General features: G+C 69.0%; 18 protein-coding genes and 3 rRNA genes. 2 read left to right on the top strand and 19 right to left on the bottom strand.

Translation table 11 applies throughout. The annotated features are described in order from the left end of the window. Positions 1 to 191: 191 nt before the first annotated feature. The 18 genes from rrf to infC form a co-directional block, all read right to left on the bottom strand. Positions 192 to 308 (bottom strand): 5S ribosomal RNA (gene rrf, locus C1N91_RS14085). Between the two features lie 142 nt (positions 309 to 450). Continuing rightward, positions 451 to 3,581: ribosomal RNA gene (locus C1N91_RS14090) — 23S ribosomal RNA — on the bottom strand. A gap of 424 nt (positions 3,582 to 4,005) precedes the next feature. Continuing rightward, positions 4,006 to 5,527, bottom strand: a 16S ribosomal RNA gene (locus C1N91_RS14095). Together the 16S, 23S and 5S rRNA genes form the textbook arrangement of a ribosomal RNA operon. A 584-nt stretch (positions 5,528 to 6,111) precedes the next feature. Further along, positions 6,112 to 7,425, bottom strand: a complete 1,314-nt coding sequence (gene tyrS / locus C1N91_RS14100; protein ID WP_137768234.1) for a tyrosine--tRNA ligase — start codon at positions 7,423 to 7,425, stop codon at positions 6,112 to 6,114. Positions 7,426 to 7,484: 59 nt separating this feature from the next. Next, positions 7,485 to 8,180 carry a DNA-3-methyladenine glycosylase gene (locus C1N91_RS14105; protein ID WP_137768235.1) on the bottom strand — a complete coding sequence of 232 codons (696 nt, stop codon included), beginning with the start codon at positions 8,178 to 8,180 and terminating at the stop codon, positions 7,485 to 7,487. Continuing rightward, positions 8,177 to 9,625, bottom strand: coding sequence for an argininosuccinate lyase (gene argH, locus C1N91_RS14110; protein WP_137768236.1), 1,449 nt, complete (start codon positions 9,623 to 9,625; stop codon positions 8,177 to 8,179). The genes C1N91_RS14105 and argH overlap by 4 nt, the downstream gene beginning before the upstream one ends. A 108-nt stretch (positions 9,626 to 9,733) precedes the next feature. Beyond that, positions 9,734 to 10,837: an argininosuccinate synthase domain-containing protein gene (locus tag C1N91_RS14115; RefSeq protein WP_137768237.1), complete on the bottom strand. Its 1,104-nt coding sequence runs from the start codon at positions 10,835 to 10,837 to the stop codon at positions 9,734 to 9,736. A 20-nt stretch (positions 10,838 to 10,857) separates the two neighbouring features. Then, positions 10,858 to 11,883 (bottom strand): ornithine carbamoyltransferase, encoded by a 1,026-nt coding sequence (argF, locus tag C1N91_RS14120; protein WP_137768238.1) that lies wholly within the window; start codon positions 11,881 to 11,883, stop codon positions 10,858 to 10,860. Continuing rightward, positions 11,880 to 13,103, bottom strand: coding sequence for an acetylornithine transaminase (locus C1N91_RS14125; RefSeq protein WP_137768239.1), 1,224 nt, complete (start codon positions 13,101 to 13,103; stop codon positions 11,880 to 11,882). The genes argF and C1N91_RS14125 overlap by 4 nt, the downstream gene beginning before the upstream one ends. Then, the gene (gene argB, locus C1N91_RS14130) at positions 13,100 to 14,137 is read right to left on the bottom strand and encodes an acetylglutamate kinase (protein ID WP_175416040.1); all 1,038 of its coding nucleotides are present in this window, start codon (positions 14,135 to 14,137) and stop codon (positions 13,100 to 13,102) included. Before argB ends, C1N91_RS14125 begins: the two co-directional genes overlap by 4 nt. Beyond that, entirely contained in the window at positions 14,137 to 15,336 is a 1,200-nt protein-coding gene (gene argJ, locus C1N91_RS14135) for a bifunctional glutamate N-acetyltransferase/amino-acid acetyltransferase ArgJ (protein WP_175416041.1), read from the bottom strand. Before argJ ends, argB begins: the two co-directional genes overlap by 1 nt. Continuing rightward, the gene (locus tag C1N91_RS14140) at positions 15,333 to 16,430 is read right to left on the bottom strand and encodes an N-acetyl-gamma-glutamyl-phosphate reductase (RefSeq protein ID WP_137768240.1); all 1,098 of its coding nucleotides are present in this window, start codon (positions 16,428 to 16,430) and stop codon (positions 15,333 to 15,335) included. Before C1N91_RS14140 ends, argJ begins: the two co-directional genes overlap by 4 nt. Before the next feature lie 71 nt (positions 16,431 to 16,501). Then, positions 16,502 to 18,994, bottom strand: coding sequence for a phenylalanine--tRNA ligase subunit beta (gene pheT / locus C1N91_RS14145; RefSeq protein WP_137768241.1), 2,493 nt, complete (start codon positions 18,992 to 18,994; stop codon positions 16,502 to 16,504). After that, positions 18,994 to 20,034 (bottom strand): phenylalanine--tRNA ligase subunit alpha, encoded by a 1,041-nt coding sequence (pheS, locus tag C1N91_RS14150; RefSeq protein ID WP_137768242.1) that lies wholly within the window; start codon positions 20,032 to 20,034, stop codon positions 18,994 to 18,996. Before pheS ends, pheT begins: the two co-directional genes overlap by 1 nt. Before the next feature lie 71 nt (positions 20,035 to 20,105). Next, complete coding sequence (locus C1N91_RS14155) at positions 20,106 to 20,969, bottom strand: TrmH family RNA methyltransferase (protein WP_137768243.1); 864 nt, start codon at positions 20,967 to 20,969, stop codon at positions 20,106 to 20,108. A gap of 71 nt (positions 20,970 to 21,040) precedes the next feature. Next, the gene (gene rplT, locus C1N91_RS14160; RefSeq protein WP_058730008.1) at positions 21,041 to 21,424 is read right to left on the bottom strand and encodes a 50S ribosomal protein L20; all 384 of its coding nucleotides are present in this window, start codon (positions 21,422 to 21,424) and stop codon (positions 21,041 to 21,043) included. A 28-nt stretch (positions 21,425 to 21,452) separates the two neighbouring features. Further along, positions 21,453 to 21,647, bottom strand: a complete 195-nt coding sequence (rpmI, locus tag C1N91_RS14165; RefSeq protein ID WP_022903519.1) for a 50S ribosomal protein L35 — start codon at positions 21,645 to 21,647, stop codon at positions 21,453 to 21,455. Positions 21,648 to 21,725: 78 nt separating this feature from the next. After that, on the bottom strand, positions 21,726 to 22,385 hold the full coding sequence (gene infC / locus C1N91_RS14170) for a translation initiation factor IF-3 (protein WP_082687698.1): 660 nt from the start codon (positions 22,383 to 22,385) through the stop codon (positions 21,726 to 21,728). 276 nt (positions 22,386 to 22,661) lie between these two features. Here infC and C1N91_RS14175 point away from each other — a divergent pair, with 276 nt between their 5' ends. After that, positions 22,662 to 23,030 carry a DUF1844 domain-containing protein gene (locus C1N91_RS14175; protein ID WP_137768244.1) on the top strand — a complete coding sequence of 123 codons (369 nt, stop codon included), beginning with the start codon at positions 22,662 to 22,664 and terminating at the stop codon, positions 23,028 to 23,030. A 92-nt stretch (positions 23,031 to 23,122) separates the two neighbouring features. Here the strand turns inward: C1N91_RS14175 and C1N91_RS14180 are convergent, their stop codons facing one another. After that, the gene (locus C1N91_RS14180; RefSeq protein WP_137768245.1) at positions 23,123 to 24,385 is read right to left on the bottom strand and encodes a phosphotransferase; all 1,263 of its coding nucleotides are present in this window, start codon (positions 24,383 to 24,385) and stop codon (positions 23,123 to 23,125) included. A 103-nt stretch (positions 24,386 to 24,488) separates the two neighbouring features. Here C1N91_RS14180 and C1N91_RS14185 point away from each other — a divergent pair, with 103 nt between their 5' ends. After that, positions 24,489 to 26,357: a glycoside hydrolase family 2 protein gene (locus C1N91_RS14185; RefSeq protein WP_137768246.1), complete on the top strand. Its 1,869-nt coding sequence runs from the start codon at positions 24,489 to 24,491 to the stop codon at positions 26,355 to 26,357. Positions 26,358 to 26,392 lie beyond the last annotated feature (35 nt).

The following is a 26,392-nucleotide window of genomic DNA, read 5'->3' on the forward strand; positions in this document are numbered from 1 at the left end:
GGGCGCCACCACAGTCCGGGTGACCGCGCAGGCCGGTCCCCCGTGCCGGGCGGGCGTCACCCCGTACGCAGGAATCCCGGAGTTCTGGAGGCTCTCAGAACGCGGATGCCCACGAAACGCAGCATGCCCCGGAACGCAGGAAACCCCTGACCGTGAACGGTCAGGGGTTTCCTGGTGTTGCTGAACGTTGAGTCCGGCGGCGTCCTACTCTCCCACAAGGTCCCCCTTGCAGTACCATCGGCGCTGAGAGGCTTAGCTTCCGGGTTCGGAATGTGACCGGGCGTTTCCCTCTCGCTATGACCACCGGAACACTGTCGACCCAGATCCTGGATCAAACCATTGTTCCTTCAGAGCATTGCTGAAGTATTCAGTTTGATTCCCGATCGTCTGTCGGGAACCACAAAGTGGACGCGAGCCCCACACCCGAAAAGGGGTGACGGTAATAGTTGTGTTGTCAAGTCTTCGGCTTATTAGTACCGGTCAGCTCCACGGGTCGTCAGTCCCCGCTTCCACATCCGGCCTATCAACCCAGTAGTCTGCTGGGAGCCTCTCACACTCAAGGTGCATGGAAATCTCATCTCGAAGACGGCTTCCCGCTTAGATGCTTTCAGCGGTTATCCGGTCCGAACGTAGCTAATCAGCGGTGCCCTTGGCAGAACAACTGACACACCAGAGGTTCGTCCATCCCGGTCCTCTCGTACTAGGGATAGATCTTCTCAAATTTCCAACGCGCGCAGCGGATAGGGACCGAACTGTCTCACGACGTTCTAAACCCAGCTCGCGTACCGCTTTAATGGGCGAACAGCCCAACCCTTGGGACCTACTCCAGCCCCAGGATGCGACGAGCCGACATCGAGGTGCCAAACCATGCCGTCGATATGGACTCTTGGGCAAGATCAGCCTGTTATCCCCGAGGTACCTTTTATCCGTTGAGCGACAGCGCTTCCACAAGCCACTGCCGGATCACTAGTCCCGACTTTCGTCCCTGCTCGACCTGTCAGTCTCACAGTCAAGCTCCCTTGTGCACTTACACTCGCCACCTGATTGCCAACCAGGTTGAGGGAACCTTTGGGCGCCTCCGTTACTCTTTGGGAGGCAACCGCCCCAGTTAAACTACCCATCAGGCACTGTCCATGAACCCGATCAGGGTCCTACGTTAGACATCCAAAGTGACCAGAGTGGTATTTCAACAATGACTCCACGAACACTAGCGTGCCCGCTTCACAGTCTCCCACCTATCCTACACAAGCCACTCCGAACACCAATACCAAACTGTAGTAAAGGTCACGGGGTCTTTCCGTCCTGCTGCGCGTAACGAGCATCTTTACTCGTAGTGCAATTTCGCCGAGTTCGCGGTTGAGACAGCTGGGAAGTCGTTACGCCATTCGTGCAGGTCGGAACTTACCCGACAAGGAATTTCGCTACCTTAGGATGGTTATAGTTACCACCGCCGTTTACTGGGGCTTAAATTCAGAGCTTCGCCGTAAGGGCTAACCCTTCCTCTTAACCTTCCAGCACCGGGCAGGCGTCAGTCCGTATACATCGTCTTGCGACTTCGCACGGACCTGTGTTTTTAGTAAACAGTCGCTTCCCACTGGTCTCTGCGGCCTTCAACGCTCAACAACGAGAAGTCGTATCACGTGTCCGGCCCCCCTTCTCCCGAAGTTACGGGGGCATTTTGCCGAGTTCCTTAACCACGATTCTCTCGATCTCCTTGGTATTCTCTACCTGACCACCTGAGTCGGTTTCGGGTACGGGCGGCTGCAACCTCGCGTCGATGCTTTTCTCGGCAGCATAGGATCACTGATTTCCCCTTGACGGGTACGCGTCGGATCTCAGGCACACAGACGACGGATTTGCCTATCGTCAGCCCTACATCCTTACACCAGGTTCACCTTACGGATACCATCGCCTGGCTCAGCTACCTTCCTGCGTCACACCTGTTCATACGCTAGCCGCACCAGCATGGGGTCGAGCGTTAGACCGGACACCATCACCCCGAAGGGATCCGGATGCACCGGGTTAGGACTCTTAGCACCACTGGATTAGCTTGGGCGGTTGTTCGCCGGTACGGGAATATCAACCCGTTGTCCATCGACTACGCCTGTCGGCCTCGCCTTAGGTCCCGACTTACCCAGGGCGGATTAACCTGGCCCTGGAACCCTTGGTCTTTCGGAGGACGGGTTTCTCACCCGTCTTTCGCTACTCATGCCTGCATTCTCACTCGTGTGGCGTCCACGGCTGGATTCCTCCGCCGCTTCACTCGCCACACGACGCTCTCCTACCACTCCGCACGACTGAACCACGAAGGCTTGTCTGTGTGCGAAATCTACAACTTCGGCGGTGTGCTTGAGCCCCGTTACATTGTCGGCGCGGAATCACTTGACCAGTGAGCTATTACGCACTCTTTCAAGGGTGGCTGCTTCTAAGCCAACCTCCTGGTTGTCTGTGCAACTCCACATCCTTTCCCACTTAGCACACGCTTAGGGGCCTTAGTTGGTAGTCTGGGTTGTTTCCCTCTCGACGATGAAGCTTATCCCCCACCGTCTCACTGCTGCGCTCTCACTCACCGGCATTCGGAGTTTGGCTGACGTCAGTAACCTGTTGAGGCCCATCGGCCATCCAGTAGCTCTACCTCCGGCGAGAAACACGCAACGCTGCACCTAAATGCATTTCGGAGAGAACCAGCTATCACGAAGTTTGATTGGCCTTTCACCCCTATCCACAGCTCATCCCCTCCATTTTCAACTGAAGTGGGTTCGGTCCTCCACGACGTCTTACCGTCGCTTCAACCTGGCCATGGATAGATCACTTCGCTTCGGGTCTAGGACATGCGACTGTATCGCCCTATTCAGACTCGCTTTCGCTACGGCTGCCCCACACGGGTTAACCTCGCCACATATCACTAACTCGCAGGCTCATTCTTCAAAAGGCACGCCGTCACCCCTACAAGGAGGCTCCGACGGTTTGTAAGCAAACGGTTTCAGGTACTATTTCACTCCCCTCCCGGGGTACTTTTCACCTTTCCCTCACGGTACTTGTCCGCTATCGGTCATCTGGGAGTATTTAGGCTTATCAGGTGGTCCTGACAGATTCACACGGGATTTCTCGGGCCCCGTGCTACTTGGGATACACATCCGGCCATGACACCATTTCGTCTACGGGGCTGGCACCCACTACGGCCCGGCTTTCAAACCGGTTCGACTATGATGCGCTGTAACCGCCCCAGTCCGGCAGAACTGAGCGACGTGTCCCACAACCCCGACCATGCAACGCCCGCCGGCTATCACACATGATCGGTTTAGCCTCATCCGCTTTCGCTCGCCACTACTCACGGAATCACATGTTGTTTTCTCTTCCTGTGGGTACTGAGATGTTTCACTTCCCCACGTTCCCTCTACCCGCCCTATATATTCAGGCGGGAGTCACCAGGTCGACAAGTCGCCTGGCGGGGTTTCCCCATTCGGAAATCCTCGGCTCACAGCTCGATTATCAGCTCCCCGAGGCTTATCGCAGATTTCTACGTCCTTCTTCGGCTCCAGATGCCAAGGCATCCACCGTTTGCTCTTAGAAACTTGACCACAAAGATTAAAATTGCGATCGACTCGACACCCGACCACCCCCGAAAAGAGATGATCACCGTCTCGAGCGATCTAAGATGCTCGCGTCCACTGTGTAGTTCTCAACATACGATCGGCACCACACTCCCCGAACCAACCGGTTCGCTTCATGCAGCCCACTCGAAGAACCAAGCAGACTTCCGTCCGCCGGCTCAACCCCCGATCATCACGACCGGGAAGCCTGGTCCCTCAGGACCCAACAACGTGCACCAGCCGACCCGCTCACCCCGACCCCTTCCAACCAGCAAGCTGGCGTACTCAGGCCGGAAGCTACGCTCCCGACTGCACTGTCAATGTTCCACCCATGAGCTACCGGCAACCACACTCGGGTTGCATCGGCGCCTGAACCGATCACCTGCAAGAGGGCCGGTCAGATGCTCCTTAGAAAGGAGGTGATCCAGCCGCACCTTCCGGTACGGCTACCTTGTTACGACTTAGTCCTAATCACCGATCCCACCTTCGACGGCTCCTTCCACAAGGGTTAGGCCACCGGCTTCGGGTGTTACCGACTTTCATGACTTGACGGGCGGTGTGTACAAGGCCCGGGAACGTATTCACCGCAGCGTTGCTGATCTGCGATTACTAGCGACTCCGACTTCATGAGGTCGAGTTGCAGACCTCAATCCGAACTGAGACCGGCTTTTTGGGATTCGCTCCACCTTACGGTATCGCAGCCCTTTGTACCGGCCATTGTAGCATGCGTGAAGCCCAAGACATAAGGGGCATGATGATTTGACGTCATCCCCACCTTCCTCCGAGTTGACCCCGGCAGTCTCCTATGAGTCCCCGCCATAACGCGCTGGCAACATAGAACGAGGGTTGCGCTCGTTGCGGGACTTAACCCAACATCTCACGACACGAGCTGACGACAACCATGCACCACCTGTACACCGACCACAAGGGGGCAACCATCTCTGGCTGTTTCCGGTGTATGTCAAGCCTTGGTAAGGTTCTTCGCGTTGCATCGAATTAATCCGCATGCTCCGCCGCTTGTGCGGGCCCCCGTCAATTCCTTTGAGTTTTAGCCTTGCGGCCGTACTCCCCAGGCGGGGCGCTTAATGCGTTAGCTACGACACAGAAACCGTGGAAAGGTCCCTACATCTAGCGCCCAACGTTTACGGCGTGGACTACCAGGGTATCTAATCCTGTTCGCTCCCCACGCTTTCGCTCCTCAGCGTCAGTTACGGCCCAGAGATCTGCCTTCGCCATCGGTGTTCCTCCTGATATCTGCGCATTCCACCGCTACACCAGGAATTCCAATCTCCCCTACCGCACTCTAGTCTGCCCGTACCCACTGCAAGCCCGAGGTTGAGCCTCGGGATTTCACAGCAGACGCGACAAACCGCCTACGAGCTCTTTACGCCCAATAATTCCGGACAACGCTTGCACCCTACGTATTACCGCGGCTGCTGGCACGTAGTTAGCCGGTGCTTTTTCTGCAGGTACCGTCACTTTCGCTTCTTCCCTACTAAAAGAGGTTTACAACCCGAAGGCCGTCATCCCTCACGCGGCGTTGCTGCATCAGGCTTTCGCCCATTGTGCAATATTCCCCACTGCTGCCTCCCGTAGGAGTCTGGGCCGTGTCTCAGTCCCAGTGTGGCCGGTCACCCTCTCAGGCCGGCTACCCGTCGTCGCCTTGGTGAGCCATTACCTCACCAACAAGCTGATAGGCCGCGAGTCCATCCCCAACCAAAAAATCTTTCCACCACCAGACCATGCGGCCGGCAGTCGTATCCAGTATTAGACGTCGTTTCCAACGCTTATCCCAGAGTCAGGGGCAGGTTACTCACGTGTTACTCACCCGTTCGCCACTAATCCACCCAGCAAGCTGGGCATCATCGTTCGACTTGCATGTGTTAAGCACGCCGCCAGCGTTCGTCCTGAGCCAGGATCAAACTCTCCGTAAAAAATTACCAACCCACCACCAAAAGCAGCAGGCCGAGTTGATCTTGACTGTAAAGACTGTCCACTGGACAATCAATCCAATCCAAAAGGAATTGTCTCCGACCCGGTCAGCAAGCCGACCAGGCACGGGGTCAAAATAATTGGCATTGACAATGTGCACGCTGTTGAGTTCTCAAGGACCAGACGCACCCCCCACTCGACTCCCAGAAGGAGCTCCGCCAGAGGGGCTTGGTGTTCTTGGTGTCACCGGCAACTCGTCGGACCGAGGTCCTGTGGCTCATCCCGTGGGAGAGGGCCGGTGGAGTAGTCATCCTAAGCGTCGAAGCGATCGAGCACAAGGCTTGATCTGAACTTCGGTGGAGGATGGTCCCGCTTGAGGCCGGCAGGCTCTGGGCTCTCGCTCCAGCCGCTCCGCCGCACCTTTGGGGTGACGAGTAAGAACTCTACGCAGCGACGGCGGGGAGCGCCAACCGGGCTGTCGTCCGGGCGTGTCGCACTCTGCAACTCCAGCCGGTACCTCGCCGGACGCAACGGTGCCCGGCCTCCGTCGGGAGACCGGGCACCGTGTGCACGACGGGTGGACGGGTCAGCCGAGCGTGACGCCGGCCAGGGTCTTCTTGCCGCGGCGGAGGACGACGACTCCCCCGGGCAGCGCGAGGCCCGCGAGCTGCGCGGTCGTGTCGTCGGCGCGGACGTTGTTCACGTACACACCGCCCTGGTCGACCGCACGGCGCGCTTCGCCGAGCGACTTCACGAGGCCGGTGTCGACGAGGGCGCGAGCGACGTCGGCGTCGCCGGGGAGCGAGACCGTCCCGGGGAGCTCGGCGACCGCGGCACGCAGTGTCGCCGCATCGAGCGCGGCCAGGTCGCCGTTGCCGAACAGCGCCGCCGACGCGTCGATCGCCGCACGGGTCGCCGCCGCCCCGTGCACCAGCGAGGTGACTTCGGACGCCAGGGTGCGCTGGGCCTCGCGACGGAAGGGCTCGTCGGCCACCGCCTGCTCGAGCCGCCCGATCTCCGCGCGGTCGAGGAACGTGAACTCCCGCAACCGGGCGATCACGTCTGCGTCCGCCGTGTTGAGCCAGAACTGGTAGAAGGCGTACGGCGAGGTCATCTCGGCGTCGAGCCAGATCGCGTTGCCCTCGCTCTTGCCGAACTTCGTGCCGTCCGAATTCGTGATGAGCGGGGTGCCGAGCGCGTGCACGGCGACACCCTCGGTGCGCCGGATGAGTTCCGTGCCCGAGGTCAGGTTTCCCCACTGGTCGGAACCACCGGTCTGCAGCGTGCAGCCGTACTGCCGGTACAGCTCGCGGTAGTCGAGACCCTGCAGGATCTGGTAGCTGAACTCCGTGTAGCTGATCCCCGCGTCCGAGTTCAGCCGTGCGGCGACGGCGTCCTTCTTCAGCATCGTGTTCACGCGGAAGTACTTGCCGATGTCACGCAGGAAGTCGATGGCGGACAGCGGCGCCGTCCAGTCGAGGTTGTTGACGAGCCGGACGCCGTTCTCGCCGTCGGGGCTGAGGAACCGGGACACCTGCGCCTGCAGCCGGCTCACCCACTCGGCAACGGTCTCCGGGGTGTTCAGGGTGCGCTCCGCGGTCGGTCGCGGGTCGCCGATGAGCCCGGTGGAGCCACCGACGAGCGCGAGCGGCTTGTGCCCGGCGAGCTGCAGCCGTCGCATCGTGAGGAGCTGCAGCAGGTTGCCGCAGTGCAGCGACGGTGCGGTCGGGTCGAACCCGCAGTAGTACGTGACCGTCCCGCCGTCGAGGGCCTCCTGGAGTGCCGTCTCGTCGGTGGAGACGTGCACCAGACCGCGCCAGCGCAGTTCGTCCCACACCGAGGCGAAGGTGGGGTCGTTCTGCTGGCGTGTCAGGACATCGGGATCGGTTGCGCTGGACACCGGACCATCGTAGCGACCGGCGGGCCGGTGGCGACGGCCGGGAGGCGCGGCCCACCCCGTCAGTCGACCACGCGCTGGTGCCGTCGGTACGCCGAGACCGTCGGGTCACCGGTCGACCAGGAGCGCCAGGGGAACGTCGCCCCACCGGCGACACCGGCGACGCCGGTGCGCGGTCCGACGGAGATCCGCCGGACCGGAGCCGCGCCCGCGGGACCGGCCACCGTCTCGCGGAGCAGCTCCGCGACCACGTCGGCCGGGCCGGCGGTGGTGAGCCGCGCCTCCAGGCCGGGTGCGAGCGTGAGCCGGAACGGTCCGGACCCGTCGAGGAGCGAGGTCCCGTCGTCCTCGCCGAGCACGGCGCCGAGGGCCTGCCCGAGGTTGCCGGGGCCCCGGGCCAGGGCGAGGTCCGTGACGGACGGGCCGCGGCGCGCCCGGGCCACCTCGATGCCGTCGACCACCTCGGCGGCGCGCAGCAGCGAGCCGGACGAGGTGCCCGCCGGCCCGCTCACCACGTTGACGCAGGTGTGGATGCCGTACGAGCGGTACGCGTAGAGCGTTCCCGGCGGCCCGAAGAGGTGCCGGTTGCGTGGTGTCGGGCCGCGGTGGCCGTGCGAGCCCGGGTCGGTCGGGCCCCAGTACGCCTCGACCTCGGTGATGCGCAGCGTCACGCCGCGCCCCGCGATCGTCGCACCGAGCAGTGCCGGGGCGCAGACCGGGGCGGGCTCGGCCAGGAGCGCACGCAGCCCGTCGGTCATCGGGTGAAGGGTGCGCCCTCGGCCAGGTCGTGGACGCGGCGGGTCAGGGCGGCGAGCTGCTCCGCGACGCGGTCCGGCGCCGTGCCGCCGACACCGGCACGGGACGCGACGCTGCCCTCGATCGTGAGGACCCCGCGGACCTCGGGGGTGAGGTGCTCGGACACGGCGCGGTACTCGTCGTCGCCTGGCTCGTCGAGCTCGAGGTCGTGTTCCTCGCAGTACCGGACCAGCGCGCCCGAGATCTCGTGGGCGTCGCGGAAGGGCACGCCCTGCCGGACCAGCCACTCGGCGACGTCGGTCGCGAGCGAGAAGCCCTGCGGTGCGAGCTCGGCCATCCGCTCGGTGTCGAAGGTCAGCGTCGCGACCATCCCGGTGAAGGCCGGGAGCAGCACCTCGAGCTGGGCGACCGAGTCGAAGACCGGTTCCTTGTCCTCCTGCAGGTCGCGGTTGTACGCGAGCGGGAGGCCCTTGAGCGTCGTGAGGAGGCCCGTGAGGTTGCCGACGAGTCGACCCGACTTGCCGCGCGCGAGCTCGGCGATGTCCGGGTTCTTCTTCTGCGGCATGATGCTCGACCCGGTCGAGAAGGCGTCGTGGAGCCGGACGAAGCCGAACTCCTTCGTGTTCCAGAGGATGACCTCCTCGGCCAGACGGGAGACGTCGATGCCGATCTGCGCGAGGACGAACGCGAACTCGGCGACGACGTCACGGGCGGCCGTGGCGTCGATCGAGTTGTCCGCGGGCCGCGCGAAGCCGAGCTCGCGGGCGATCGTCGCCGGGTCGAGTCCGAGCGAGCTGCCCGCCAGGGCTCCGGCGCCGTAGGGGCTGACGCTCGCACGGTCGGCCCAGTCGCGGAGCCGCTCGAGGTCGCGGACGAGCGGCCAGGCGTGCGCGAGGAGGTGGTGAGCGAGGAGCACCGGCTGGGCGTGCTGCAGGTGGGTGCGACCGGGCATGATCGCCGCGGGGTGCTCGCTGGCCTGCTGGGAGATCGCGTCGACGAGGTCGATGACGAGCCGCCCGATCCGCCGACCGTGGTCGAGCATGTGCATGCGGCCCAGGGTGGCGATCTGGTCGTTGCGGCTCCGACCGGCCCGGAGCTTCCCGCCGAGTTCCGGTCCGAGGTCGGCGATGAGCAGGCGCTCGAGGGCACCGTGGACGTCCTCGTCGGAGTCGTCCGGCTGCAACGCGCCCGTCGCGTGCGCGTCGGCCAGGCGGTCGAGGCCGGCGGTCATGCGCTCCAGCTCGTCCTCGGTCAGGTAGCCCGCGGCCTGCAGGGCCCGGGCGTGGGCACGCGACCCGGCGATGTCGTACGGGGCGAGCTGCCAGTCGAACTGCGTCGACCGGGACAGCGCGGCGAGTTCGGCGCTGGGGCCGTCGGCGAAGCGGCCACCCCAGAGGGCGCCCGTGTTCGTGGCGTCGGTCTTGCTGGGCTGCGTCGCGTCGGTCATGTCGTCCTGCCTGGGAGGGGGTGCTGGTCGGTGGTGCGGCATCGGCGGGGCGGTGCTCCGTGGTGCCGGTGCGTCGTGGAGCTCGTGCGTCGTGGTGCTGGTGCGGAGTCAGTTCGCGCGGTCTCGGCGCAGGGCCGTCCGCGTCGGTCGTGCCCGGGCGTCCGCGAACGACGGGCTCCCGGAGGTCGGGCCGCTCGCGAGCTCGAAGTCGAGCAGGCTCTGCTCCGACCGGCGCCCGGTGACGGCGGCGACCCCGCCGTGCAGCCGGAGCCGCACGTCGCCCGAGACGTGCCGCTGCGTCTGCTCGACGAAGGCGTCGAGCGCGCGGCGGAGCCCGCTCGCCCACCGACCGCCCTCGACCAGGTCCGCCCACTCGCGGTCCACGCCGTCCTTGACGCGTAGCACCTCGCGTTCGAGGGTGATGCGTTCGAGGTCCCGGTGTGCCGCCACGAGCGCGGTTGCCCCAGGGGTCTCGGCGAGGCGCCTGGCCTTGCGGCCGTCGAGCAGGTCGACGACGAGGTCGTGGCGACCGATGCCGTGGCGGCCGGCGAGGGCGTCGAGCTCGCGCAGGAGGCGCAGGACCGGGAAGCGCTGCCCGTCGAGGGCGACCGGGACACCGTGCTCGAAGGTCACGGTGACCTCGTCGGGTTCGGGGTCCGGCTGCGCGGCCGGGTCCGCGGTCCGCGCCCAGGCCGCCGCGTCGACCGCAGCCCACGGGTCCTCGGGATCGGGTTCGGCGACCAGGCGGCCCCAGACGTCGTGCTCGGTACCGCCGACCGGCACGACCCTGGTCGGCACCGGGAGGACCCGGAGGTCGGGGTCGTACCCGGCGACCGTCGTCGTGAGGGCCACCTCGTCCGGCGCGGACGTCAGGTGCGCGACCGCGACGGCACCGAGCTGCCGCGCCGTCCGGGCCAGGTGGTCGGCGACGACCGGCAGACGCAGCGCCGGCACCAGCGGTCGACCGGGACCGCCGGCGTTCGCCTGCACGGCGCCGACGACGTACCGGTCGGCGTACTCGGTCTTCGCGTCGACCACCAGGGCGTCCACGGCGCCGGCGACCCGCGCGCGGTCGCGCACCGCGTCGACCTCGCGCGAGCGACCGCCGAGGTCGACCACGAGGGCCAGGACCTCGTGGTCGACGGCGAAGTGCTCGACGGCCGCCGCCGGGTCCACACCGGCGGAGCAGGCGACGACGATGCGGTCGGTCACGGGACTCCTGTCGAGCGGGGTCAGGCGGTCGGGCTGGTCGCTGCGGTCGCGGTGGCCGGAGCGCTGGCGGTGGCCGGAGCGCTGGCGGTGGCCGGAGCGCTGGCGGTGGCCGGTCCGCCCGTCGCATTCGTGGCCAGGAGCCAGGCGAGCAGGGCCTTCTGCGCGTGCAGGCGGTTCTCTGCCTCGTCCCAGATGATGCTCCGCGGCCCGTCGATGACCTCGGCGGTCACCTCGAACCCGCGGTCCGCCGGCAGGCAGTGCATGAACACGGCGTCGTCGGCGGCGTGCCCCATCAGCTCGTCGTCGACGCGGTACCCCGCGAAGGTGTCGAGTCGCGCCTGCTTCTCGTCCTCCTTGCCCATCGACACCCACGTGTCCGTGACCACGACGTCAGCCCCGGCGACGGCGGCGACCGGATCGGTGACGACCAGGACGGACCCACCGGTCTCGGCGGCACGACGCTCGGCGTCGGCGACGACCCGGGGCTCGGGACTGAACGCAGCCGGCGCGGCGACCCGGACGTGCATGCCCGCGGTGGCGCCGGCCAGCAGGTACGAGTGCGCCATGTTGCACGCGCCGTCGCCGACGAAGGCGACGGTCTGCCCGGCGAGCGTGCCGCGGTGCTCACGGATGGTGAGCAGGTCCGCCAGGAGCTGGCACGGGTGGAAGTCGTCCGACAGCGCGTTGACGACCGGCACGCGGGTGCCCGCCGCCATCTCCTCGAGCCCGGACTGGGCGTAGGTGCGCCAGACGATCGCGGACACCATGCGCTCGAGTACCCGGGCGGTGTCGGACGGGGTCTCCTTGCCGCCGAGCTGGCTGTTCGCCGTCGTGATCACGAGGGGGCTCCCGCCGAGGTCGGAGATCCCGACGTGGAAGGACACCCGCGTGCGGGTCGACGACTTGTCGAAGATCACCGCGACGGTCTGCGGGCCGGCCAGCGGCTTCTCGCCCCAGCGGTCACCCTTCATCCGAGCGGCCAGGTCGAGGATCGCGGACTGTTCGGCCTGGGTCAGGTCGTCGTCGCGGAGGAAGTGGCGGGTCATGCGGAGGTCTCCTGCTCGGCGGCGACGGCCGCGAGGCTCTGGCCGAGGATCGACACGAACTCGTCGATCTCGGCGTCGGTCACGATGAGCGGCGGTGCGATGCGCAGGCTCGACTCGTTCGGGGCGTTGATGATGAGGCCGCGCTCGAGGGCGGCGGCGTTGACGGCCGGGCCGACCGGGGCGGTCAGGCCGACGCCGACGAGCAGGCCCGTGCCGCGGACCTCGTGCACCAGCGGAGAGCCGAGGGCGGCGATGCCGGCACGGATCCGCTCGCCCTTGGTGACCGCGCCGGCGACCAGGTCGGCGCGTTCGATCTCCTCGAGCACCGCGTTCGCGACGCGGGTGCCGAGCGGGTTGCCGCCGAAGGTCGAGCCGTGCTGGCCGGCCGAGAACAGCTCGGATGCCCAGCCGAAGGTCACGAGGGCACCGATCGGGAACCCACCCGCGATGCCCTTCGCGATCGTCACGGCGTCCGGGGTGAAGCCGTGGCCCTGGAAGGTGAACCAGTTGCCGGTCCGACCGACACCGGTCTGGATCTCGTCGAGGATGAACAGCGCACCGTGCTCCTCGGTCAGGCGCCGCGCGGCGAGCAGGAAGCCCTCGGGCAGGTCGACCACGCCGGCCTCGCCCTTGATCGGTTCGAGGATCAGTGCGGCGACGGTGTCGTCGATCGCCGCCTCGAGCGACTCGACGGTCGAGTCGATGTGCTCGACACCGGGGACCATCGGCAGGAAGTCCTCCTGCAGCGCGGGCTTGCCGGTGAGTGCGAGCGCGCCCATCGTCCGGCCGTGGAAGCCCTGCTTGAGCGCGAGGATGCGGGTCTTCCGACCGTCCGCGCCCTTGTTCAGCCGCGCGAGCTTGAACGCGGCCTCGTTCGCCTCGGCGCCCGAGTTGCCGAAGTACACGCGGCCCGCGTCGCCGGCCCCGGTGATGCGCTTCAGGCGCTCGGCGAGCTCGAGCTGCGGCGGCGTCGCGAAGTAGTTCGACACGTGCACGAGCTTCGCGGCCTGGTCGGCGACGGCCTCGACGAGTGCCGGGTGGGCGTGCCCGAGGGAGTTCACGGCGATGCCCGCGAGGAAGTCGAGGTACTCGTTGCCGTCGACGTCCCACACCCGGCAGCCCTGGCCGTGGTCGAGCATGATCTTCGGCGGGGTCAGGGATCGCATGAGCGACGCCCCGAACCGGTCGTTCCAGGTCTGGGTCTGCGTCTCGGTGCTCACTGCTCGTTCCCCTTCTGCGTCGTGCTCGTGGCGTGGACCGCTTCGTGTCGGCCTGGGTCCGCTGCGGACTCGGGCACCCGTCGGCCGACCTCGGCGTGGGTGTTCTGGTTCTCGGTGCGGCGGCTCGGGTCCGGGATCACCTCGGTGCCAGCGCCCCGCAGGGTGAACACCTCGAGCAGGATCGAGTGCGGGATGCGGCCGTCGATGATGGTCGCGCCGCCCACCCCGCCGACCACGGCGTCGAGGCACGCGGTCATCTTCGGGATCATCCCCGACTCGAGGCTCGGCAGCAGCTCGCGCAGCTCGTCGACCGCGATGAGGTCGATGATCGAGTCGCGGTCGGGCCAGTTGCGGTACAGGCCGGGCACGTCGGTCAGCATCATGAGCTTCGCGGCGCCGAGTGCGATGGCCAGCGCACCGGCCGCGGCATCGGCGTTGACGTTCAGCGCCTGGTCCGGGTGGGCGTCGTCGATCGCGATGCTCGAGACGATCGGGATGCGTCCGGCCTCGATCGCGGCCAGGACACCGGACGGGTCGACGTGCGTGATGTCGCCGACGTGCCCGAGGTCGAAGTGCTCGCCGTCGACGACGACGCCCTTCTTCTCACCGGTGAACAGCGAGCCCCCGTCGCCGAAGACGCCCACGGCCAGGCCGTCGCCGTGCTCGTTGACGAGGTCGACGATCTCGCGGTTGACCTCGCCGGCGAGCACGTCGCGCACGACCGTGATCGCCTCGGTCGTCGTCACGCGGTAGCCGCCGCGGAACTCGGACGCGATGCCCTGTTCCTTCAGCGCTGCCGAGATCTGCGGGCCGCCGCCGTGCACGACGACCGGGTGGAGCCCGGCGTAGCGCAGGTAGACCATGTCCTCGGCGAACGCGCGCTTCAGGTCGTCGTTCACCATCGCGTTGCCGCCGAACTTCACGACGACGGTCTTGCCCGAGAACCGCTTCAGCCACGGCAGGGACTCGATGAGCGTCGCGGCCTTGACGGCGGCCAGCTCGTGCTCTTCTTCCTTGGTCAGGTCGTCACTCATCAGCTGGAGTACGCGCTGTTCTCGTGGACGTAGTCGTGCGTCAGGTCGTTGGTCAGGATCGTCGCCGCGTGCACGCCGACCCCGAGCTCGATCAGGACGTGGGTGTCGCGCGGGGTCAGGTCGACCTCGTCGATCGGCCGGTCCGGGGCGCCGGCGTGGCAGACACGGACGCCGTTCATGCTGACGTCGACCGCGTACGGGTCGAACTCGGCGTCGGTGGTCCCGATCGCCGCGAGCACCCTGCCCCAGTTCGGGTCGTTGCCGAACACGGCGGCCTTGAACAGGTTGTTCCGGGCGACGCTGCGCCCCACCGTGACGGCCTCGTCCTCGGACACCGCGCCGGTGACCTCGATCGTGATGTCGTGGCTCGCGCCCTCGGCGTCCTGCTGGAGCTGGCGGGCGAGGTCGGCGCAGACCGCGGTCAGCGCCTCCTGGAAGTCGCCGACCTCGGGCGTGACCCCGCTGGCACCGGACGACAGCAGCACGACCGTGTCGTTCGTCGACATGCAGCCGTCCGAGTCGACGCGGTCGAACGTCACCCGGGTCGCGGCGCGGAGTGCCTGGTCGAGCTGGTCGGGGGTCTGCACGGCGTCGGTCGTGATCACCACGAGCATCGTCGCGAGCCCCGGTGCCAGCATGCCGGCGCCCTTCGCCATGCCGCCGACCGTCCAGCCGTCCTCGGTCACGACGGACTGCTTCGGCGTCGTGTCCGTCGTCATGATCGCGGTCGCTGCGTCCGGGCCGCCGTCCGCCGACAGCGCAGCGCTCGCGAGGTCGACGCCGCGCAGGACGCCGTCGCGGAACGTCTGGTCACCGCGGCCGATCAGCCCGGTCGAGCAGACGACGACGTCACCGGCACCGATGCTGAGTGCATCGGCGACGGCCTCGGCCGTCATGTGCGTGGTCTGGAAGCCGAACGGTCCGGTGAAGCAGTTCGCGCCGCCGGAGTTGAGCACCACGGCACGGGCGACGCCGTCGCCGACGACCTGGCGCGACCAGATCACCGGGTGCGCCTGCGCGCGGTTGCTCGTGAAGACCGCCGCCACCGCGGCGTCCGGTCCGTCGTTCACCACGAGGGCGACGTCGGGCTTCCCGCTCGCCTTGAGTCCGGCGGTCACCCCGGCTGCGCGGAACCCCGCGGCCGCGGTCACGCCCTGGAGGCCCGCTGCGGCCTGGTCCGTCGAGGTCACGTCGGTCACGGTGCGACTCCGTCCACGCTCAGGCCGAGGGTCTCCGGGAAGCCCAGGGCGATGTTGGCCGACTGCACGGCCGCGCCGGCGGTGCCCTTGGCCAGGTTGTCGAGGGCACTCACGGCCACCACGCGGCCGGCGGCCTCGTCGACGGCGATGCCGACGAGCGCCGTGTTCGCGCCGACGGTGTCCGCGGTGCGCGGGAACTCGCCCTCCGGGAGCAGGTGCACGAAGGGCTCGTCGGCGTAGGCCTGTTCCCAGGCGAGCCGCACGTCGCGGGCGCTGACCCCGGGCGAGAGTCGTGCCGTGGTGGTCGCGAGGATGCCGCGTGCCATCGGGACGAGGACGGGCGTGAACGAGATCCGGACGTCACCGGCCCCCGCAGCGACGAGGTTCTGCTGGATCTCCGGGATGTGCCGGTGCGTGCCCCCGACCGCGTAGGCGCTGGCGGACCCCATGATCTCCGACGCCAGGTAGGTGGTCGCGAGCTTCTTGCCGGCGCCGCTCGGTCCGACGCTCAGCACCGCGACGAGGTCGTCCGTCTCGACGAGTCCGGCCTGGACCCCGGGCTGGATGCCGAGGGTCACGGCGGTCACGTTGCATCCCGGCACAGCGATGCGCTTCGTCGCGGCGAGCTCCGTGCGCTGCCGGCCGAGCCCCGTGATGTCGTCGACGTCACGCCACTCGTCGGCGGTGCCGGGAGTAGGAGCCGCGTGGAGCAGCTCGGGCAGCCCGTACGTCCACGCGCCGTGGTACTCGCCGCCGTAGAACGCGTCCCACGCCGCCGGGTCGGTGAGCCGGTGGTCCGCGCCGCAGTCGACGACCAGGGTGTCGTCGTCGAGCTCGGCCGTGATCGCGCCCGACTGTCCGTGCGGCAGCGCGAGGAACACCACGTCGTGCCCGCGCAGGTTCGCCGCCGTCGTCTCCACCAGCGTCAGGTGCGCCAGCGACCGCAGGTGCGGCTGCGTGGCGATGAGCGGCTGCCCGGCGTTCGAGAAGGCCGTCACCGTCCTGACGTCGAACTCTGGGTGGGCGGCGAGCACGCGCAGGAGCTCACCGCCCGCGTAGCCGGAGGCTCCCGCCACGGCGACGGATACGGACATGGGTTCCACCTTTGGTCGGACTGGTCGTCGAGAGAGTCGGAGGCGGCGGCCCCGGGCGGTGATCCGGTGGATCAGTCGCGCAGGGTCGCCCCGAATCGCTCGCCGGCACGTCGGACGGCGCCGTCACGGGCCTCGGAGGCCTCGGCAGCGGTCAGCGTGCGGTCCGTGGCACGGAAGCGCAGGGCGAACGTCAGGGACTTCTGTCCCTCGTCCACGCCCGTGCCCCGGTAGTCGTCCACGAGCCGAGCATACTCCAGCAGCTCGCCGGCGCCAGCGCGGACGGCGTCGAGCACGTCGCCCGCCGGGACGTCGACCGCGACCACGAGGGACAGGTCCTGCGTCGCCGCCGGGTAGGACACGATCGGGGCGACCGCGACGAGCTCCGGTGCCGCTGCGACCAGCGCGTCGAGGTCGAGCTCGACGACGGCGACCACGCGCGGGAGCACCGCGGCCTCGGTCAGGACGGGGAGCAGCTCCCCGGCGACGCCGACGACGGTGTCGCCCACGAGCAGCGAAGCCGCACGCCCCGGGTGCAGGGACGGGTGGCCCGTCTGGGTGACCCGGAGCTCGACACCGACCGCCCATGCGACCTCGCGGGCGACGTCGAGCGCGTCCGCGATGCCGTACTGCTCCGGCTGCACCCCGGGCTGCTTCACGACCCGGTTGCCGGTCAGCAGCGCCGACACGTGGAACGGCTGGGGCGGGAGCGACGCGTCGAGGGCGGCGAGGGTCTCCTGGTCGGGACGAGCCGCGCCCGCCGGCACGGAGTCGGTCCCGAGCTGCGCGTCCGTCGTCGGCAGGAACACGCGCGACGTCTCGTACAGGGCGACGTCGACGAGCCCGCGCGACACGTTGCGACGCGCGGCGTCGACCAGGGCGGGGATCCCGCTGCGACGGAGCAGCGACTGCTCGCTGTCCAGCGCGTTCGCCAGCACCACGCTGGGGCCGCCGTCGCCGTCGATGCCCGGGTACGCGTCCTGCGTCGACTGCGAGACGAACGGCGCGGTGACGACCTCGACCAGGCCCTGCGCCGCGAGGGCGGCGGACACGCGACGACGGGCCTGCTGGTGCCGGGTCAGCCCGCGCCCGGGCGGGGCGATCGGCAGGACGCTCGGGATGCGGTCGTACCCGACGATGCGGGCGACCTCTTCCACCAGCGTGGTGTCGTCGGTCAGGTCCGGCCGCCAGGACGGCGGCGTGACGACGAGCAGCTCGCCGTCGACGTCGACCGTCGCACCGATCGCGCGGAGGGTGTCGATGACCTCGGCGTCGGTGTACTCGACACCGACGAGCTCGGCGGGTCGGGACGCACGCATCGTGATCGTCGGTCGGGGCTCGGAGTCGACGAGCGTCGACCCGAGGGCGTCGGCCGTCCCGCCCGCGAGCTCGACGAGGAGCTCGACGGCACGGTTCGCGGCGGCCTCGGCCACGAGCGGGTCGACCCCGCGTTCGAAGCGCTTCGATGCCTCGCTCGGCAGCTTGTGCCGACGAGCGGTCCGGGCGATCGAGACCTGGTCGAACCCGGCGGCCTCGATCAGCACGTCGGTCGTCGTGGCGGAGATCTCCGTGCGGGCACCGCCCATCACGCCGGCGAGACCGACCGGGCCGTCGTCGTCGGTGATGACGAGGTCCTCGGGGTCGAGCGTGCGGGTGGCGTCGTCGAGCGTGTTCAGCGTCTCCCCCGCCGCCGCGCGACGCACACCGAGGCCGCCGCGGACCTTCGCGAGGTCGTAGCCGTGCAGCGGCTGGCCGAGCTCGAACATGACGTAGTTCGTGATGTCGACGGGCAGCGAGATCGACCGGACACCCGCCAACGCGAGGCGCGACACCATCCACGCCGGTGTCTTCTGCGTCGGGTCGATGCCGCGGACGACGCGGGTGACGAACGTGTGTGCGCCGACGCGACCGCGGACGGGCGCCCGGTCGTCGATCGTGACGCGGAAGCCCTCGCCCGAGCGGGGCGTCACGCGCTCGACCGGGTCGTGGAAGCTCGCGCCGGTGGCGTGCGCGTACTCGCGGGCGACACCGCGCATGCTCATCACGTAGCCGCGGTCCGGGGTCACGTTGATCTCGACCGCGGCGTCGTCGAGGCCGAGCAGTGCGATGGCGTCCGCCCCGACCTCGGGCTCCATGCCGAGGTCGGCGAAGCGCAGGATGCCGTCGTGCTCGTCGCCGAGCCCGAGCTCGCGTGCCGAGGCGATCATGCCGTCGGACACGTGGCCGTAGGTCTTGCGCGCCGCGATCGGGAACGGGCCGGGCAGCACGGCACCGGGCAGCGTGACGACGACGAGGTCACCGACGTCGAAGTTGTGCGCGCCGCAGACGATGCCGCGGGGCTCGCCCTCGCCGACGTCGACCTGGCACCAGTTGATCGTCTTGCCGTTCTTCTGCGGCTCGGGCTCACGCTCGAGCACGCGGCCGACGACGATCGGTCCGGTCAGGTCGTAGGTGTGGACGTCCTCTTCCTCGAAGCCCACCGACACGAGTGCCGCGTGGACGTGCTCGAGGGAGACGTCGTCGGGCAGGTCGACGGACTCGCCGAGCCAGCGGAGTGGGACGCGCATCAGACCACCGTTCCGAACTGCTGCGAGAAGCGGATGTCGCCCTCGAGGAAGTCACGCATGTCGTTCAGGCCGTTGCGGAACTGCAGGGTCCGCTCGATGCCCATCCCGAACGCGAAGCCCTGGTACTCGTCCGGGTCGATGCCGGCCGCACGCAGGACGTTGGGGTTCACCATGCCGCAGCCGCCCCACTCGACCCACCGCGGGCCGCCCTTGGCGTTCGGCTGCCAGACGTCCATCTCGGCGCTGGGCTCGGTGAACGGGAAGTAGTTGGGGCGGAGGCGGATCTGCGCCTCGGCGCCGAACACCTGGCGCGCGAAGTGCTCGAGCGTGCCGCGCAGGTGCGCCATCGTCAGGCCCTTGTCGATCGCGATGCCCTCGACCTGGGTGAAGACCGGCAGGTGCGTGGCGTCGAGCTCGTCTGCTCGGTACACGCGGCCCGGGGCGATCACGTAGAGCGGCAGCTCGCGGGACAGCAGGGAGCGCACCTGCACCGGGGAGGTGTGCGTGCGCATGACCAGGTGCCGGTCGACCGGCTCGACGAAGATCGTGTCGGCCATCGCCCGCGCGGGGTGGTCCGGGTCGAAGTTCAGCGCGTCGAAGTTGAACCACTCGTGCTCGAGCTCGGGGCCCTCTGCCACCTCCCACCCCATGCCGACGAAGATGTCGGCGACGGTCTCGTTGAGGACCGAGAGCGGGTGACGGGAGCCCGGCGCACGGCGGACCGGCAGCGCGGTGACGTCGACCCGCTCGGCCTCGAGCCGGGCGCGCTCCTCGGCCTCGGCCAGGACGGACTCGTGCTCGGCGATCGCGGCGTTCACCTGACCGCGCGCCTGGCCGACGAGCTTGCCAGCCGCTGCCTTCTGCTCCTTCGGCACGCTGCGCATCGACGCGTTCATCCGCGCGAGCGCCGACTGCTCGCCGGTGTGCTCGGCCCGGGCCTGCTTCAGCTCGGCCACGGTCGTCGTCGCGCGGACCGCGGCGAGGGCCCGGTCGACCGCGTCGGCGACGGCCGCTTCGCTGATCTCGAGGTGTTCTGACACGAGGCCCAAGCCTACCGGCCCCCGGGATACCGCCGTCCTGCACTGCGCGGACGGTGGAGGAGCAGGACGGTTCAGGGCGCTGTGGAGGAGGAAGCCACCCGCTGCGCGAACGCCGACTCGTAGAGGCAGACCGAGGCGGCCGTCGCCAGGTTCATCGACTCCGCCCGGCCGTAGATCGGGACCTTCACGGCGCGGTCGACCAGCTCGAGGTCCTCCGTCGTCAGTCCGCGGGCCTCGTTGCCGAACACCCAGGCGGTCGGGCCGTCGAGCATGCCGTCGGCCCGCACGTCCGGCAGGTCGTCGCCGGAGACGTCGGCGGCGAGGACCGTGTACCCGAGCGCCTCGGCCCGGGCGATCGTGTCGGCGAGCGTCACCCCGACCGAGACCGGCACGTGGAACAGCGACCCCGTGGTCGAGCGCACCACCTTCGGGTTGTACGGGTCGACCGACCGCCCGGTGAGCACGACGGCGTCGGCACCCGCCGCGTCGGCGGCGCGGATGATCGTGCCCGCGTTCCCCGGGTCCCGCACCTGCTCGAGGATCGCGACCAGACCGGGCAGGGCGCCGTCCGTGGCGGACGCACCCCGTGCCTCCAGGCCGGGTCCGGCGTCCGGGAAGACCTCGCGCACCGACGTCGGGAACTGCTGGCACACCGCGACGACCCCCTGCGGGGTGACGGTGTCCGCCATCGTGTCGAGCACCTGCTCGGTGACGAACCACGTGTCGACCGGTGCGTCGTCGAGCCCGTAGCGGGCGGCTGCCGTCGGCGTGACGTACAGCTCCCGCAGGAGCTCGGGACGGTACTCGATCGCCTCGCGCACGGCCTGCGGCCCCTCGAGCAGGAAGAGCCCGGTGTCGGCACGGACGTCCTTCTTCGCCAGGGCCGCGACGGCCTTCACACGTCCGGCACGGGGGTTCTCGAGGAGCTCGCTCACGGGTCCAGTCTCGCAGCATGCGCGAAGCCCCCGCTCCGAGGACGGAGCGGGGGCTTCGGGAGCTGGCGTGACTACGCGGCCTTCGGGGCCGAGGTGTCGGCCGGCAGGGCCTTCTTGGCGGTCTCGACGAGCGCCGCGAACGTGTCGGGGTTGTTCACCGCGAGGTCCGCGAGGATGCGACGGTCGACCTCGACGCCGGCCAGGTTCAGACCCTGGATGAGGCGGTTGTAGGTCAGGCCGTTCGCACGCGACGCAGCGTTGATGCGCTGGATCCAGAGGCGACGGAACTCGCCCTTCTTGGCGTGGCGGTCCCGGTACGCGTAGACGAGGGAGTGGGTGACCTGCTCCTTGGCCTTGCGGTAGAGCCGCGAACGCTGGCCGCGGTAGCCCTCGGCGCGCTCGAGGATGACGCGGCGCTTCTTGGCGGCGTTGACCGCTCTCTTTACTCGTGCCATTGATCTGTTCCTTTACGTTTCCGCCGGCTCAGTGGCCGAGAAGCTTCTTGACGTTCTTCGCGTCGGCCTTGGCGAGGACCTGGTCCTCGTTGAGGCGGGCCTTGCGCTTGGCGCTCTTGACCTCGAGGTTGTGACGCATACCGGCCTGCTGCTTCATGATCTTGCCGCTGCCGGTGACCTTGAAGCGCTTCTTCGACCCGGAGTGGGTCTTCTGCTTGGGCATCGTGGTGCCTTTCCGTGGGGTGGGTGGGTGGGCCGCGCCGTTGCGGTGGGAGCGCTGCGCGCGGTGGTCCGGAGGGACCTACTCGGCGGAGGTCTCCGCCGGCGCGGACTCGGTGGCCTCGTCGGCCTCCTTGCCCTTCGCCGCGTGCTCCGACGCACGACGCTCGGCCTTCTGCGCAGCACGCTTCGCGTTCTGCTCGCCCTTGACGTCGGACTTGTTCTTGAGGGGGGCGATGATCATCGTCATGTTGCGGCCGTCCTGGGTCGGACGCGACTCGACGACGCCGAACTCGGCGATCTCCTCCGCGAACTTCTGGAGGAGACGGACGCCCTGCTCCGGACGCGACTGCTCGCGACCACGGAAGAGGATCATCGCCTTCACCTTGTCGCCGCCGAGGAGGAAGCCCTCGGCGCGCTTGCGCTTGGTCTCGTAGTCGTGCGTGTCGATCTTCAGGCGGAACCGGACCTCCTTGAGGTCCGTGTTCACCTGGTTGCGACGCGCTTCCTTGGCCTTCTGCGCTGCCTCGTACTTGAACTTGCCGTAGTCCATGATCTTGGCCACGGGCGGCTTCGAGTTCGGGGCGACCTCGACCAGATCCAGTTCGGCTTCCTGCGCGAGACGCAGGGCCATGGCGATCGGGACAACGCCGACCTGCTCACCCTGGGGGCCGACGAGTCGGACCTCGGGAACGCGGATTCGGTCGTTGGTGCGGGGATCGGGAATGCGGAGCTCCTTCAATCAGGTGGTGGCCGTCCGGGGCTGTTGCCCTGGACGACGGCACGAGAGAGGAGATCTGACGCACGGATCGGAACCCGTTCGGCAGCCGCCCGACGCCGCCCCGTGCGGGACGACCGACCGGCGCGGACGCCGGTGGAGCGGTTGGGACCCGGTAGCCTGTGGTGCACGGCCGCGGGTGGGAGAGACTCCTCTTCTACGACGCCGTTCGAACACCTGGAACACGTTCCGGGGCACGCGGACAGCATCTGCCGCCGACGAGTCTAGCAGAGGAGCACCGTGCCCGACACCCCCGAGACCGACACCCCGCAGGACGAGCCCACCGGGACCGACGAGGCCCGCGACATCGCCGAAGTCCCCGCGGTCGAGCTCATCAACACCGTCGCGGTGCACCTGCTCAGCGCGGCCGCCGTGAAGGTGGGCCTGGCGGACGACCCGCAGGAGCAGACCGACCTGGACGAGGCGCGGAAGCTCATCACCGCGCTGGCCGGGCTCGTCACGGCGGCCGCGACGGAGATCGGCGACCACCACGCCCGTCCGCTCCGCGACGGCCTGCGCTCGGTGCAGCTCGCCTTCCGCGAGGCGTCGAGCATCCCGGACGCGCCGGGCGGGGGACCGGGCGAGAAGTACACGGGACCCGTCAACTGACGACGTCGGCCGACGTCACCACGTGACGGACGGGAGGCGCGGTGCCCGCCGGCACCGCGCCTCCCGTCCGTCGATGGGTCACGCCGGACGGATCAGGCGGCGTCGGCGGCCAGGCGTGCGACCGCGGCCAGCGGGATGCCGGCCCAGTCCGGACGGTTCCGCGTCTCGTAGACCACCTCGTAGACGGCCTTGTCGAGCTCGAAGGCGTCGAGCAGCGCGCGGTGCTCGACCAGGTCGCCCCCGGTGCCGCGGCGGTAGCCGTCGAGGAACGCCTCGCGGGCTCCCCGGGCCCAGACACCGGCGTCGACGAACTCGGCGTCGTGCGCGAGCGCGCCCGCGACGTAGTCGAAGGACCGGAGCATCCCCGCGACGTCACGGAGCGTCGAGTCGGGCAGCGACCGCTCGGCGAGCGGCCGGAGCGGCTCCCCCTCGAAGTCCAGGAACACCCACCCGCGGGGCTCCGGCGCAGCGAGCACCTGGCCGAGGTGCAGGTCGCCGTGGATGCGCTGCAGGTCCGGCCAGTGCGAGACGGCCGCACGGTCGTACACCGCTCGGATCGCGTCGACGTGCGGTTCGACGGTCGGGGCCTCGCGGACGGCGGCGTCGAGACGGGCCCGCATCGTGGCGATCGCGGCGTCGCGGCGGGACGCGACGGCGGGCTCGGTCGGCAGCGCGGTGGCGAGCGTGCGGTGCACCTCGGCGAGCGCCTCGCCGAGCGCGGCGGCCTGCTCGCCCCACGGGGTGCCGGTCCGGGCGTCGCGGAGGGCGACGCGCCAGGCGTCCTCGAGCCCGGGCAGGAACTCCTGCGCGAACGCGAGGTGTCCGGTGGCCGTGCCGTCGGGGCGGCCGGGGTCGGGCCACGTCGCGCGCTGCGCGCCGTACACCGTCGGGACGCGCGTGCTGCCCGCGGCGGAGAGTGCGAGCTGCGTGGTGACGTCGGGGTTGTCGCCGTGGTGCAGGACTCGGAAGACCTTGACGATGACCTGGTCGCCGGACGCGGTGTCGCAGATGACCGAGGTGTTGGACTGCTCGCCGGCGAGGACCCGGGACGCGGTGACCTCGCCGATCGGTCGGAGGCTCTCGGGGTCGGCGTCGATGCGCGCGGCGAGCTGCTGCACCCAGTCGGTGTCGGTGGTGGCGTCGACGGGATCGGCGCCCGGCGCGCCCCCGGCCGCGACGGGCACCTGGTAGAGCACGACACCGGTCGCGGCGTCGTCGAGCACGAGCCGGGTGCCGTCGGTCTCGGCGATGGTGCGCAGCGCCGGGGTCCCGCCCTTCGCGGCGTACCAGCGCTGGCGTGCGATCCAGCCCTCCAGCGTGCGGTCGTCGACGTGCTCGGGTGCCTCGGCGCTCATGCAGCGAACGGTACGCGCCGGTGCCGGGACGCGTCCCGGGACGGGCGAGCGGCGCTGCGCCGAGGGGCTTTACAACGATGTACAGAACCACGAGCATGGTCGCATGAGCACGCTCGACGGCATGGTCGCCGCCCCACTGTCCCCGCTCCGTCCGCCCTCGGGACTCCCCCGCGCGTCCGACCAGGACGGCACGTACCCGCGCCCGCAGATGCTCCGCGGGGCGTGGGCCGACCTCGACGGGACGTGGTCGTTCCGGAACACGGGCGACGACCCGGCGTGGCGCACCGGGTTCCCCGACGCGCGGGACATCGTGGTGCCGTTCCCGCCCGAGTCGCCGGCGTCGGGCATCGACGAGCCCGGGTTCCACCCCGTGGTCTGGTACGCCCGGACGATCACCCGGGCCGAGCTCGACGCCGCCGGGTACGGCGACGCGGCACCGCGGCTCCTGCTGCACTTCGGCGCCGTCGACCACCGCGCGCGGATCTGGGTGGACGGGCAGTTCATCGGCGAGCACGAGGGTGGACACACCCCCTTCACGCTCGACGTGACCGAGGCCCTCGGCGCCGACCCGGACTCGGCGCACACCCTGGTCGTCCGTGCCGAGGACGACCCGCACGACGTCACCCAGCCGCGCGGCAAGCAGGACTGGCACGAGCACCCGCACGCGATCTGGTACCGCCGGACCACCGGGATCTGGCAGACGGTGTGGCTCGAGGCCGTCCCGACGGCGTCGATCGCGGGCCTGCGCTGGACCAACGTCGACCACGCGACGATGCGCCTCACCGTGCGGCTCTCCGGCGAGCGCCCCGCCGGCGCGCGCGTCCGGGTCGCCGCGCGCTGGCACGAGGGCGACGAGGACCTCGCCACGGTCGAGGCCGTCGTCCCGGTGCACGCGCACGAGGTCGAGGTCGTCGTGCCGGTCGCCCGGCAGCAGAACGGCCAGGCCGAGGACGAACTCGTCTGGTCGCCCGAGACCCCGCGCCTGGTGGACGCCGTCGTCAGCCTGCTCCCCGCCGAGGGACCCGAGCCCATCGACGCCGTCTCGAGCTACTTCGGCGTCCGCACCGTGGGCACCGACGGCGGGGCCTTCCTGCTGAACGGCCGCGCGTACGACGTCCGGAGCGTGCTCAACCAGGGCTACTGGCCGGAGTCGCACCTGGCGGCGCCGTCACGGCAGGCACTCCGCCGGGAGGTCGAGCTCATCAAGGAGCTCGGGTTCACCGCCGCACGGAACCACCAGAAGATCGAGGACCCGCGGTTCCTGTACTGGGCGGACCGGCTCGGGCTGCTCGTCTGGGGCGAGGCACCCGGCGCGTACGCGTTCTCCCCGCTCGCCGTGCAGCGACTGGTGCGGGAGTGGATGGACGCCGTCGAGCGCGACGCCTCGCACCCGTCGATCGTCACCTGGGTGCCGGCGAACGAGAGCTGGGGCGTGCAGCACGTCGCGACCGACCCCGCGCAGCAGGCCTACGCCCGGTCGCTCGCCGACGTCACCCGGGCGCTCGACCCCACCCGTCCGGTGATCTCGAACGACGGGTGGGAGCACACGAACTCGGACATCGTCACCGTGCACGACTACGAGGGCGACGGTGCCCGACTCGCAGCGACCTACGCCGACGACGCAGCACGCACGGCGCTGCTCGGCGGACGCGGTCCGGCCGACCGGCGGATCCTGGTCGGCGGCGCGGTGGACGAGGGCCAGCCGGTCATGCTCACGGAGTTCGGCGGCGTGGACTTCCAGCCCGGCGCGAAGCGCGAGGACGGGTGGGGCTACACCTCGGCGGTCGACGGCGACGACTGGGTGGCGCGCATCACGGCGCTCTACGACGGGGTCCGGGCGAGTGCGTTCCTGGCCGGCTCGTGCTGGACGCAGCTGACGGACACCGTGCAGGAGACGAACGGGCTGCTGCACGCCGATCGCACCCCGAAGGTCCCGATCGAGCGCATCCGCGCGGCGGTCACCGGGCGCTGAGACCCGGGCGCAGTCGCGGGCCCGGTCCCGGTCCC

Source organism: Curtobacterium sp. SGAir0471 (assembly GCF_005490985.1).
GTDB lineage: Bacteria > Actinomycetota > Actinomycetes > Actinomycetales > Microbacteriaceae > Curtobacterium.